The organism is Bifidobacterium sp. LH_424, from assembly GCF_056356895.1.
The window spans coordinates 1-13,321 of record NZ_JBKEVC010000015.1 but is presented as its reverse complement, the minus strand read 5'-3'; the positions used below and the strand labels follow the sequence as shown (position 1 = coordinate 13,321).

The 13,321-nt window shown below is 65.6% G+C and carries 8 protein-coding genes; 6 read left to right on the top strand and 2 right to left on the bottom strand.

All coding sequences use genetic code 11. The annotated features are described in order from the left end of the window. The first annotated feature begins 153 nt into the window (after positions 1-153). The 5 genes from AC1AYP_RS10255 (at position 154) to AC1AYP_RS10235 (ending at position 10,297) form a co-directional block, all read left to right on the top strand. Positions 154-4,014: a fibronectin type III domain-containing protein gene (locus tag AC1AYP_RS10255; RefSeq protein ID WP_476547799.1), complete on the top strand. Its 3,861-nt coding sequence runs from the start codon at positions 154-156 to the stop codon at positions 4,012-4,014. A gap of 275 nt (positions 4,015-4,289) precedes the next feature. Beyond that, positions 4,290-4,844 (top strand): YbhB/YbcL family Raf kinase inhibitor-like protein, encoded by a 555-nt coding sequence (locus AC1AYP_RS10250; RefSeq protein ID WP_476547798.1) that lies wholly within the window; start codon positions 4,290-4,292, stop codon positions 4,842-4,844. Positions 4,845-5,132: 288 nt separating this feature from the next. Beyond that, complete coding sequence (locus AC1AYP_RS10245; RefSeq protein WP_476544979.1) at positions 5,133-6,752, top strand: C69 family dipeptidase; 1,620 nt, start codon at positions 5,133-5,135, stop codon at positions 6,750-6,752. Positions 6,753-7,249: 497 nt separating this feature from the next. Next, positions 7,250-8,689, top strand: coding sequence for an MFS transporter (locus AC1AYP_RS10240; RefSeq protein WP_476544978.1), 1,440 nt, complete (start codon positions 7,250-7,252; stop codon positions 8,687-8,689). Between the two features lie 90 nt (positions 8,690-8,779). Then, on the top strand, positions 8,780-10,297 hold the full coding sequence (locus AC1AYP_RS10235) for a formate--tetrahydrofolate ligase (protein ID WP_476544977.1): 1,518 nt from the start codon (positions 8,780-8,782) through the stop codon (positions 10,295-10,297). Between the two features lie 116 nt (positions 10,298-10,413). Here the strand turns inward: AC1AYP_RS10235 and AC1AYP_RS10230 are convergent, their stop codons facing one another. After that, positions 10,414-10,764, bottom strand: a complete 351-nt coding sequence (locus tag AC1AYP_RS10230; RefSeq protein WP_476502953.1) for a phenylpyruvate tautomerase MIF-related protein — start codon at positions 10,762-10,764, stop codon at positions 10,414-10,416. 42 nt (positions 10,765-10,806) lie between these two features. Further along, the gene (locus tag AC1AYP_RS10225) at positions 10,807-12,282 is read right to left on the bottom strand and encodes an aldehyde dehydrogenase family protein (protein ID WP_476544976.1); all 1,476 of its coding nucleotides are present in this window, start codon (positions 12,280-12,282) and stop codon (positions 10,807-10,809) included. A gap of 207 nt (positions 12,283-12,489) precedes the next feature. Between AC1AYP_RS10225 and AC1AYP_RS10220 the strand changes: the two genes are divergently transcribed. Beyond that, positions 12,490-13,026: a GtrA family protein gene (locus AC1AYP_RS10220; protein WP_476544974.1), complete on the top strand. Its 537-nt coding sequence runs from the start codon at positions 12,490-12,492 to the stop codon at positions 13,024-13,026. Positions 13,027-13,321 lie beyond the last annotated feature (295 nt).

Below are 13,321 nucleotides of genomic sequence, written 5' to 3'. Positions count from 1 at the left end.
GCCCGCCGAGTCATGCGGCGGGCCTTCTTCATGTCGTTCACGCGCGATGTCGTTCACGCGCTTATGCGCGTTATGCGCCTTATGCACTGCATGCATTCATGTACTCATGCACCCGGCCACGGAGGACGGGTGAGGATGGAAGAAAGGAATCTCATGGGGAACTCCAATGAAGGAGGGGCTTCGACCCGATGGCGCGCCGCGGTCGGCGCGCTCGTCGCGTGCGCCACGCTGCTGTGCGGTCTGACGGCCGCCTCCACGGCCCAGGCCGCCGATGCCACCGCCGATGCCGGTCTCGGCAACGACATCAGGATCGAGCTCGCGAAGAAGGACGGCGACGCCTACGTCGGTTCAGGCGAGTACGTCACCGATCCCGGAACGGTGAACTCGCCCGTCACGTTCACCGCCGCGTCCGACGACTCCACGCTGTGGAGCATCGTCGGCTGGGGCGACCAGAACGGCGCCCGCACGGTCACGGTCAAAGGCAAGAAGAGCAACGCCCGCCTCAAGGGCGGCCACGTCCGCAACAACACCGATTGGACCAGCATCGCCGCGGAGAACAACGGCAAGGTCTGCGTGAAGGATGACGGCGGCTACGGCGGCTGGGAATCCATCAAACTCGTGCCCGCCGGCGACGGCACCGTCGCCTTCCAGGACACCGACACCAACGAGCTCTTCAAGTCCGACGGCACGAATCTGGTCGTGACCGACTCCACCGACACCGTGGACGCCGCCGCGGGGCACTTCATCGTCCACACGGACAAGACGCCCGCCGCGCCGACCGGCGTGACCGTGTCCAACGTCACCAACGCCACGGCCGACGTGAGCTTCACCGCTGCCAGGGACTCCTTCGTCACGGACTACGAGATCGACGCCACGCCGACCGACGCCGGCAAGCAGGCCGTCACGCTCAAGACGACCGCCACCCAGGCGACGCTCGGCGACCTCGCCGCCGGCACCTCGTACGACGTCACCGTCAAGAGCCTCAACGGCACGGCCGCGGCCTCCGCCGCGACCGACGCCGTCGCGCTGACGACCGCCAAGGGCGTGCGTCTGGCCGCGCCGACGAACGTGAAGGCCGCGGAAGCCAAGAACGGCAAGGCCATCACGCTCACCTGGGACAAGGTCGAGGGCGCCAAGGGCTACAAGGTGCTGCGCGCCAAGTCCGCCTACGCCGCGGACGAGGACTTCGTGAGCGTCACCGGCGACAAGCCCGTGACCGGCACCACCTACACCGACGAGAAGCTCAACGAGGGCGGCAAATACGCCAACTACTACAAGGTCGTCACCGTGAACGAGGACGGCGACGCCTCCGACCTGCCCGAGACCGCCGCCTCCCTCGACCGTGAGCTCTTCGGCGACCACACGCTCGTGTTCGCCCCCACCGATGACATGGTCAAGGTCGACAAGGTCCTCGCCGACCTGTTCACCAAGCAGAACGACATCGCCGCCGACGCCCAGTTCAGGAGCGACCACTGGCAGGTCTACTTCAAGCCCGGCAGCTACGTCAAGGACGGCAACGTGATCTCCAACATCAACGTGGGCTTCTACACCTCGTTGAATGGCCTCGGCAAGATTCCGACCGACACGATGCTCAACAACATCTCCACGTCCTCCTACCTCGCCGCGAACGCCGGCGCCTCGGCCCAGCAGGGCAACGCCACCTGCAACTTCTGGCGTTCCATCGAGAACCTCGGCGTGAAGAACACCCACACCGAGAACGGCAAGTCCGGCAACGCCACGTTCGCGCCGGGCGATTCGCGACCCGCCGAGCTGAACCAGTCCTGGCGCCCCGACTACATGAACTGGGGCGTCGCCCAGGCCGCGCCGATGCGCCGCGTGTGGACCGACCGCGCCGTCGCCTACGACTGGAACTACGGCTGGGCGTCCGGCGGCTACACCGCCGACTCCAAGCTCGAGGGCGATGACGGCGGCAACACCGCCGGCACCGCATCCGGCCAGCAGTTCTACACCCGCAACTCCGAGCTCAAGGGCGCGGCGTACGGCACCACGCTCAACAACTTCCTGCAGGGCGTGACCGCGAGCAATGTGCCCGGCTCCGACGGCAAGACCGGCACCGAACTCGTCGGCACCAAGGGCACCAGCAACTGGGGCATCGCCGGCGACGGGAACAACCAGCAGGTCACGACCGCCATCGACTCCACCGAGAAAATCGCCGAGAAGCCGTTCCTCTACCTTGACGACAACGGCGAATACCAGGTGTTCGTGCCCGGCTACCGCGAGAACGCCAAGGGCGTCAGCTGGGGCAAGGGCAAGGCGAACGACGGCATGGGCAAGGGCACGAGCATCCCGCTCTCCGAGTTCTACATCGCCAAGCCGACCGACACCGCCGCCGAGATCAACAAGCAGATCGCTGTCGGCAAGAACATCTACCTCACGCCCGGCATCTACCATGCCGAGACCCCGATCGACATCGACCGCAGCGGCGTCGTCGTCCTCGGCACCGGCATGGCGACCATCATCTCGGACAACGAGGATACGGCCATCCGCGTCTCCGACAAGGCCCAGAAGGGCGTCCGCCTCGCCGGGCTCATCCTCGACGCCGGCAAGCACTCCAAGTACCTGCTGCAGGTGGGCACCACGAAGACCGCCGGCGACGCCAAGAACCCGATCGAGTTGCAGGACATCTTCTTCCGCATCGGCGGCACCACCGACGGCACGACCTCGGCCGACACCGGCATCGAGATCAACACCGGCAACACGATCGCCGACCACTTCTGGATCTGGCGCGCCGACCACGGCGCCGGCGTCGGCTGGGGCAAGCAGTGGAACTACTCCAAGAACGGCCTCGTCGTGAACGGCGACGACGTGACGGCGTACGCCCTGTTCAACGAGCACCACGAGGAGTACGATACGCTCTGGAACGGCGAGAACGGCAAGACGTTCTTCTACCAGAACGAGAAGTGCTACGACCCGGTCGATCAGGCCGGCTGGATGAGCCACAACGGCACCGTGAAGGGCTACGCCGCCTACAAGGTCGCCAACACCGTGAAGAAGCACTACGCCGTGGGCCTCGGCATCTACAACGTGTTCATCTACACCGGTCCCGAGAAGGCGAAGGACGCCGGCACCCAGGATGACGGCGATCCCACCGATCCCGACCAGCACACCGGCGCCGGCACCACGGCCATGGAGATGGACAACGCCGTCGAAGTGCCGAACTCCAAGGGCGTGATCATCGAGAACGTCGCCACCCAGTCGTTCGCCGATCTGAAGAACGCGGACGACAACGCCAAGGCCGTCCGCACGTTCAACACCATCATCAACGGTGTGGGCGCGCCGGTGGGCAGCGGTCCGAACATCACGAGCTGGTCGCGCAAGTTCCTCCTGCGTTACCAGGGCAACGGCACCCCGGATCCCGACAGCACGACCGGTGCCACCTACGGCACCGCCGTCTACGGCAACGATCCCGGCCTGACGAACACCGACGCGGACGGCAACGACAACACCGCCAAGTTCGGCAAGTTCATCGGCGTCACCACCGATGAGAAGGTGCGTCAGCTGGGCGACGACGTCGACCTGTCGAAGCTGCCGGACCTCAACGGGAAGATTGCTGACGCCGAGGCGACGACCAAGGCCGACAGCTACGAGACGACCTACACCGAAGCCAGCCGCAAGGCGTTCGAGAAGGCCATCGCGGACGCCAAGACGCTCGCCGCGAACCTCGCGGACGCCGCCTACCTCAAGTACGACGCCAGGACCTCCGACGCCCAGTCCATCGAGAACGCCATCACGGCGCTCTCCGGCACGCTGAAGAAGGCGACGACGGAACCGTCCGAACCGGGCAACCCGTCCGAACCGGACCAGCCGGCGGGACCGTCGGAGAAGCCGTCCGACGGCTCCGCGGAGAAGCCGGCCGCCAAGGCCGACGGCGCGGCGAAGTCCGCCGGGACGACGGCGAACACCGGCACCTCGATCGTCGTGCCGATCGCGCTCATGCTGCTGTGCCTGATCGCCGGCGGCGCCGCCTTCATGGTCGATCGCGCGAGGCGGTGAACGGCGGCGCGTCACGTCGTCACCGTCACGCGCGACGTGACGTGACGTGACCGACGTGACGTGACCGACATCACGTGACATTGTTTGTGATATCACGTCATGGTGGGGAGGACCGTCCGACGGCGGTCCTCCCCACCGTATCCGGCGTTCCCGCGCCCGCCCGTCCGCACGTTCGCGGCGGACGGGCGCGTCGTCGTTCCGTCGTTCCGTCGTTCCGCCATCCGCGCGCATCTCCCGTCGCGTTCGCCGCGTTTCCGCGCGATACACTGGGAGACATGAAGATCTCAGCTGATTTCACCGTGGTTCCGGACGATTTCGCCAAGGCGGCGGCTCCCGAATACCGCATGGGCGGCGTGCCCGTCATCTCCTTCCCCTTCTACATCGACGAGGTCTCGCCGGACGCCCAGTATCTGCACTGGACGTTCACCGACCCCGACTCGATTCCCGTGTGCGGATTCGAATGGATCCACTGGACCGTCGCGAACCTGCCCATCGACGCGCTGATGTTCGATTTCAACGATGCGCACGCGCTCGCCATCCCGCCGGACTTCTCCCGCCAGATGGCCTCGATGATCCCCGAGGCCGTGCAGGGCCGCAACTCGTCCGCCTCCAAGTTTGTGGGCCGCGAGAACGACCCGGCCGTCACCATGCGGTACAACGGCCCGCAGCCGCCGGACAAGAACCACGACTACTACCTGCACGTCTACGCCACCAAAAACCCGCTGCCCGGACTTAATCAGGGCTTCTGGATGAACGAGCTGCTCCACAAGCTGCGCGAGGCCGGCGAGACCCCCGACCAGGCCGGCATCTTCCTCACCGGCAAGGCCTGATCGCGCGCCCGGGCCGCCTCGGACACGCGCCCCACGGCGCATGGCGCTTTCCTCGGCCCCCTCTGACGAGGGGGCTCCCGGCGAAGCCGGGTGGGGGAGAGACCACGGACGCCGGTCCGCAACGGCATGAATCGCGCGTTGCGCGATGCCGTTTCCCGCGGCCCGCGGGCCGCTCCCGTCTCTCCCTCCGTCATGCTTCGCATGACACCTCCCTCGTCAGAGGGAGGCGACACCGCACCTACGGAACGTCTACGGAAAAACGCACTACAGAAAGGACAACACATACCTATGGCCTGCACCACGATTCTGGTCGGCAAGGACGCGAGCTACGATGGCTCGACCATCATCGCCCGCAACGAGGATTCCGCGAACGGCGAGTTCAATCCGAAGCAGTTCCTCGTCATCAAGCCCGAGGACCAGCCGCGCCGCTACAAGTCCGTCATCTCGCACGTCGAGATCGACCTGCCGGACGATCCGCTGCAGTACACGTCCGTGCCGAACGCGGACCGCAAGGAAGGCATCTGGGGCGAGGCGGGCGTCAACGAGGCGAACGTCGCGATGAGCGCCACCGAAACGCTTACCACGAACGAGCGCGTGCTCGGCGCCGACCCGTTCGTCGAGCGCGTCCCGGCGCACGGCACGCCCGGCGACGCCGACTACGAGCCGGAGATCCCCGGCGGCATCGGCGAGGAGGACTTCCTCACCATCGTCCTGCCGTACGTGAAGACCGCGCGCGAGGGCGTCGCCCGCCTCGGCGCGCTGCTCGAGGAGTACGGCACGTACGAGATGAACGGCACCGCGTTCTCCGACGCGAACGAGATCTGGTGGATGGAGACCGTCGGCGGCCATCATTGGATCGCCAAGCGCGTGCCGGACGAGGCGTACGTGACGATGCCGAACCAGCTCGGCATCGACGAGTTCGACCTCGACGACGCTCTCGGTGACCAGGAGGACCACATGTGTTCCGCCGACCTCGCCGAGTTCATCGAGGAGAACCATCTCGACCTCGCCGTCGAGAACACGACGCCGTTCAACCCGCGCGACGCGTTCGGCTCCCACTCCGACTCCGACCACGTGTACAACACGCCGCGCGCCTGGTGGATGCAGCGCTTCCTCAACCCGTACGACGAGGTGTGGGACGGCGCGGACGCTGACCACGGCCCGGAGAACAACGACATCCCGTGGGCCCGCCAGCCCGAGCGTAAGATCACGATCGAGGACGTCAAGTACGTGCTGTCCGGTCACTACCAGGGCACCCCGTACGATCCGTACGGCAAGCGCGGCGACGAGCACACGCGCCACATGTACCGTCCGATCGGCATCAACCGCCAGAGCCAGCTCGCCGTGCTGCAGATCCGCCCGTACCGTCCGCAGGCGAACCGCGCGATCCAGTGGATGGCGTACGGCTCCAACCCGTTCAACACGCTCGTCCCGTTCTACCCGAACGTGGACGCGACCCCCTCCTACCTCGCCGACACGACGACGCGCGTCACCACCGAGAACTTCTACTGGGCGAACCGCGTGATCGCCGCCCTGTGCGACGGCGCGTTCGCCGACACCGCGAACGCCGTCGAACGCTACCAGCAGAAGACGCTCGCCGCCGGGCATCGTCTCGTCGCCGCCACCGACGAACAGGTCGCGCGGCTGGGTCTCACGGACGCGGAGGCCGCCGCGGAATCCGCCGCCGAAGAGGAGTTCGAGGCGGACAACGTGGACGGCGACGTGCAGCCGCTCGAGCCGGACGCAATCATCGACGCCGTGCGCAACGGCGAGGTGCGCGGGATTCTGGCCGCCGCCAACCAGACCATGGCCGACCAGTTGCGCGTCGAGACCGACAAGCTGCTCGACTCCGTGCTGTACACGCGCTCCATGGCCATGAAGAACGGCTTCCACATGTCCGACTTCTAGGTTCGTCCGGATACGCCCGGCGCAGCCGCCTGCGTGATCAGGTGCTGCGCGTGAGATGCCCGATACGCCGGACAGCGGCCGGAAGAGGCGACGCTCCTCTTCCGGCCGCTGGTGTATGGGGGTGGGGGAGACTCCTGGGGTTCGTCCGGATTCCGGATGCCGTGCGCGAGCGGTTCGGCGGATTGGTATCGTGACGCGCATGAGATGTTGCATGATGATCATGTCATGCGTGATGGCGAGGATCCAGTTCCGCCCGCGCGTGACCGGCGGGCGCGCGTAACGCGGCTCGTCGTCTCCCGTTTCACCGCTGTTGCGGCCCTATGGCCTTTTCCCTATGGCCCTTCGTATGCCTTTCCCACGCCGACGCGTGGCCGTCGGCATGCCATCGATTCAGCGGTTTTCGGCGACCATGTTCGAGCTGTATCCGTGCGCCGTCCGTCGTCATCATCGGACCTCCCGTTCATCGGCATGCGGGAGACGGATACCCAAGGATCGTCATGTCAACCAATACCTCGGACAATACTTCACTTCATACGTCATCCAATACGCCATCATCGGGCTCCCTCAGCCCAACTGACCGCCAGCCGGCGGCCCCATCGCGCGGCACGACCTGGAAACGGCGGGTTACATTGCTGCTGACCGGGCAGACGCTTTCATTGCTGGGGTCGTCGGTCGTGCAATACGCTATCTTCTGGCATCTGGTCATGCGGTCGGATTCCGGTTCGGTCATGGCTGCGGCGATGATCGCCACGTGCCTGCCGCAGGCCGTGGTGTCCATGTTCGGCGGCGTCTGGGCCGACCGGTGGAACCGTAAACTGCTCATCATCCTGCCCGATGCCGTGATCGCGGGTCTCACCGTCCTGCTGGCCGCGGCGTTCGCGACCGGCTGGGCGGATCTTCTGCTGATCATGCTGGTGCTCGCCCTACGGTCGGCGGGAGGTGGCGTGCAGACTCCGGCCGTGCAGTCGTTCATTCCGCAGATCACACCGGAATCCAAGCTGATGCGGGTCAACTCCGTCAACGGGACCCTGCAGTCCGCCAATCAGATTGCCGCGCCCGCGCTGGCCGCCGTATTGGTCAATGTCCTGCCGTTGTGGGCAATCCTGTTCGTCGACGTGACCACGGCTGTCATCGGCATCGGATTCACGGCGTGCATACGCGTCCCCGAATCGGCCGACGTGCAGGAGACCGGCGGCGAGACGGCTGGAGAAACCGTTGCGACCCCCGGCACCACTGCGCGCGTCATCCGAGACCTGCGGGAGGGCTTCGCGTACGCGTGGCGGTCCCGGCGCATCAGAAGCGTCATCCTCGGCAACGCGCTGGTCTGCTTCATCAACGTGGCGCCGATGAACCTCACGTTGCTACTGATCAACCGCGAATACCGGCACGATGACCTGAACCTCGGGTTCGCCGTGCTCTCCAGCACGTCGGACAAACTGGCCGCCAACGAGCTGGCGTGGAGCATCGGCATGATTCTCGGCGGGCTGCTGATGTCGTCCATCGGCGCCAAACGCATCCATGACTGCCTGCGCGCGGTGGCCGTGGGATTCGTGCTGATTGGCATCACCACGGCCGGATTGGGCCTTGCGCCGACGCTGCTCGTGTTCCTGATCATCGACTTCCTGACCGGACTGGCCACGCCGTTGGCCGCATCGCCGGCGTTCACGATGCTCCAACAGGAATCGTCGGAGGACATGCAGGGCCGCGTGTTCGGACTGTTGAACGCGTTCTCCACCTTCGGTACCCCGCTGGGCATGATGGTCTTCGGGCCGCTGTCCGACATGATCGACGTGCGGCTCATCTTCATCATCGGCGGCGTGCTCACCATCCCGCTCGGATGCTGGCTTGGCCATGTGGGCGGCGTCACGAGACATACGGTCTCGGGTAAGGTAGGCGCTTCGCCCGCGGAATCGAGTCTCGGGAATCACGGGTTGTAGGCTATGAAACAATACGTGCCAATGGGTGTGGCATCATTGTGCGCGTTGATTCCGGCATCTTCGGATGCGAGTAGGAGACATAGGAGAACAATGACCACCATCGAAGACTTCACCAGCCAGTATGGTCTGGTCGAGAAGATCGACGCGTTCGGCTACCTCGACTACCTGAAGAAGAACCCCGACGCCCCGCGCAAGCACGGCAAGGTCGTGCTCGTCACGGCGGACACCCCGCTCAAGGCGTCGCGCGGCGAAGGCAAGACCACGACGACCATCGCCCTGATCGACGCGCTCAACGAGCGCGGCATCGACGCGGCCGCCGTGCTGCGCCAGCCGAGCATGGGCATCACCGCCGCCGGTTCCAAGGGCGGCGCGTCCGGCGGCGGCAAGGCCTCCCTGACCCACCCGGAGCTCATCGACTGGGGTCTGTGCGGCGAGATGGGCGCCATCGAGGCGGCCCAGAACCTGCTCGTCTCCTTCGCCGAGAAGGCCGTCGACGAGGGCAAGCTCGACGCGATCCTCGTGCCGCGCGTCTCCGAAGTGCCGTCCCGCTCCCTGCGTTCCATCGCCGTCGACTACGGCAAGGGCGACGTCAAGGAGAAGGTCGTGCTCACCCCGACCTGCGAGCTCATGCAGATCGTCGTGCTGTCCCGTTCGATGGACGAGATCGGCCAGCGCGTCGCGAAGATGATCGCCGGCACGAAGGATGGCAAGGCCGTCACGTTCGGCGAGTTCGTCGACCTGTGGCGCATCACCGGCATCCTCGCCGACGCGGTCAAGCCCGCGAAGACGGAGACCGTCAACGGCTCCCCGGTCTACGTGCACGGCGGCCCGTTCGCCAACGTGTCCATCGGCATCCCGACGCTCGTCTCCGTCGAGATGGCGTGCGCGCTGCACGACGTCGTCATCGTCGAAGCCGGCTACGGCACCGACGCCGGCGCGCAGAAGTGGCTCGACATCGCCTGCCGCGAGTTCGACGCGCAGTGGCCGTCCGCCGCGATCGTCGTGACCCGCGCGTCCACGTGGCGCGACGATCCGGAGCTCTCCTGGCGCTACCCGTTCCACGTGAACCGTCTCGAAGGCCTCGACATCCCGACGTTCCCGCTCATCAACCTGTGGGACGGCGAGGACGACCAGATCCCGGCCCTCAAGGAGACCGCCGCCAAGCTCGAGTTCCGCGATCCGATCATCGGCAACCTGTACCGCGACGGCGGCGAGGCGCTCGCCCCGCAGCTCGACGCGTTCGTCGACGTGCTCACCAACGGCTCGATGCCGGCCCGTCCGCACAGCCACAAGGGCATGTCCGTCATCGAGAACGTGAAGTGGGTCGCCGAGCACGCGTACGGCGTTCCGGCTGACCGCGTCAAGTTCAAGGACGGCTTCCTCGCCTCCCGCGACGAGGCCGTGAAGCTGTGCGAGTCCGCCGGCTTCTCCCTCGCCGATCTCGCGCTGGTCGCGGTCAAGTCCCCGGCGACGATGACCGACAACGACCGCGCCCCGGAGGACGAGCGCACCGTGACCCTGAAGAAGGTCGAAGTGCACGCCGGCGCCGGCCTGGTCCACGTGAACCTCACCACGTCGCTCACCACCCCGATGCCGAAGATCGTCTGACGAACAGTCCGGTGGACTGTTCGTAGCAGCGAGCAGCGATAGCGTCGCGAGCGTCGCAGGACAATAACGAAACCCCGCCACAATGGCGGGGTTTTCCGTCTTCTGTCGCTAGCGGCTCAGAAGTTGCCGCCGTTCCAGCCCCAGTCGGAGGTGGCGGTGTAGCGGATGTACGTGCGGTCCTCGGGGATGCCGAGCTCGCCGTTCAGCGCGGCCATGATGCTCTTGGTGAGCTTCTCCCACGCGGAGCCGGGGATGGCGCCGCGGCCGAACACGTTGACCTCCACGTAGGCGGCCGGCTGGTCGTCGGAGCCGCCGAAGTAGATCGGCATATCATCCTCGAACGGGCACATGAGCCAGCCTTCGGACTTGCCCGGCACGGCGGTGATCGCCTTGCCGTACGCGGCCTTCAGCGCCTCGCGCTGCTCCTTCGTGGTCTTCACGGACACATGGGTATGGATGACGGGCATGATTCCTCCTTGACGGAATATGGTACGATGTACGGCCCCAGTCTAGTTCCCGGATACGCCGCTGAACCAGCCCGCCTTGGACGGGGTGAACTTCAGATTGATCTGCTTGAGCACGGTGTACTCCTTCAACCCGTCGAGACCGCCGTCCACGGTCGTGCCGCTCTGCCCGTGGGGGCTGACCGACATGCCTTGGGTGTCGTCCATATACGTGTTGACCCACATGATGCCCGTGTCCACGCCGGTGCACACGCGCAGCGCCCGGCCCATGTCCGAGGTGAACACGCCGCCGGCGAGACCGTAGCGGGTGTCGTTGGCGAGTCGGATGGCTTCGGCCTCATCCGTGAAGGTCTGCACGGTGAGCACCGGGCCGAAGATCTCCTCCTGCACGATGCGCATGTCCGGAGTGCAGTCCACGAACACGGTCGGTTCGACGAAATATCCCTGCGCGAACTCGCCCTCGGTGATCCGGTGGCCGCCGATGAGTACCTTGGCGCCTTCCTCCCGGCCGATGCGGATGTAGTCCAGCACCCGTTCCATGTGCCGCTTGGAGACCATCGGACCGAACTCGGTGTCCGGATCCATCGGCATGCCGATGCGGATTGCGGGAACGTGTTCCTCAAGCAGGTCCATCACCCGTCGGTAGGCGGTGTCCTGGACCAGCAGTCTCGAACCCGCGACGCACACCTGCCCCTGGCTGAGGAAGACGCCGAACATGAGCCGGTCGACGGCGACGTCCAGATCCGCGTCGTCGAAGATGATGAACGGTGATTTGCCTCCCAGCTCCATCGCATAGCGTTTGACGCTGGTCGCGGACTTCGCGATGATGTCCCTGCCGGTCTCGGTGCCGCCGGTGAAGGTGATCTTGGCCACGTGCTCGTTACGGGCGATGGCGGTGCCGACCTCGGAGCCGGAGCCGAGCACCAGGTTGACGCTGCCTGCGGGGAATCCGGCATCGGCCATGGCCTGGACCATCATCGCCGTGGCGACGGGGGAGAGCGACGACGGTTTGACCACCACCGTATTGCCGGCCGCCAGCGCGGGGGCCATCCCGGCGGCCGTGGTGCCCATCGAATAGTTCCATGGCGCCAGCACTGCGCACACGCCCAGCGGCTCGCGGACGGTCACGGTCATCATGTCGCCGTTCGCGGTGGAGGACCTGCCCTGCAGTTCGTGGACGAGTCCGGCGTAATAGCGGAACGCGCCGCTGGCCGCATACACGTCGTCGTATCTGGTCTCCCGGTATACGCGTCCCACGCTGTTGGTCTCGGCCGTGGCCAGTTCGTCCGCACGCTCCTCGATCAGGTCGGCGGCCTTGAGCATCAGTTCCGCGCGTTCGTCCGTGGCGAGTTCCCGCCATGACGAGCCGGGCCTGAACGCCCGTTCGGCGGCGGCGACGGCCCTGTCCGCATCCTCGGCGGTACCGAGCGTCATCGTCGCCGCCGGGCGGCCGTCGGCGGGGTTGATGATCTGCGCCGTCCTTCCGGACGGGGAATCGATCCACCGTCCATCGATATACATCCTGATGTGGTCCATGCCGTCCTCCGCCTTTCGCTGTTCGCTTTCGCATGACACCCCATGCGTCATAGCCGGTGTCATAGCCATGATAGGCGCGTTGGCGGGCGGTTCCCGAATGGGGAGATTGTTGGCTGACTGGCGGGGGAGCGGCCTTCCGGTCAGATGGATGGTGTTGAATGGCCCCTTGTGAGAAAACTGATCGCACAGCTTATGAAATTCGGCATCGTCGGCGTGATCGCCTTCATCATCGACTGGGGCATCCTCAACATCCTGGTCGGCGTGTTCCACATGCACAACGTGATCGCTGCCACCATCTCGTTCATCATCTCGCTGATCTTCAACTATCTGGCGAGCATGAAGTTCGTGTTCAAGCATCGTGACGACATGGCCCGCTGGATGGAGATCGTCATCTTCGTCGTGGGCGCGGTGATCGGCCTGTTCATGAACGACGCGATCATCTGGATCTCCACCTACGGCATGAACCACGACGCCTACGTCACGCAGCACGCGGAATACCTGCTGCGCACGAACGTCGGCAAGCTGATCGCCACCGCCGTCGTGATGGTGTGGAACTTCCTCATCCGCAAGTGGCTGCTCGACGACACGCACACGAACGCGATGAACCGCCTCAAGTCCGCCGAGAACCGCCTCACCGCCGAACAGCTCGAAGCGAAGTGGCAGAACAGCTTCTCCCACAAGCTCGGCGTCTGGTCTTTGGAGCACACCCCGAAGGGCTGGCCGAAGTAAAGGGCGACGTGCATACGAGGAGGCCTGCGTGATGGACATCCATCACGCAGGCCTTTGTTTTAGGACTCTTGGCCCTCTCTGGTGTGGGGCCGTAGGCAGTCCGTCCATCCTTGGCCCCCTCTGACTGAACCGCACCCTGATTGTTGGACTGAAGTAATTCGGATTCGATGATTGGAGGTGCGGTTTCTCATGTCCGGGAATCGCAGGCGTCGTTATGACGATGGTTTCATGCGGCTCGTCGTTGGTGTCTTCCATGAGGGCCATGGCTATAAGGCCGCGGCGCGCCGGCTTGGCG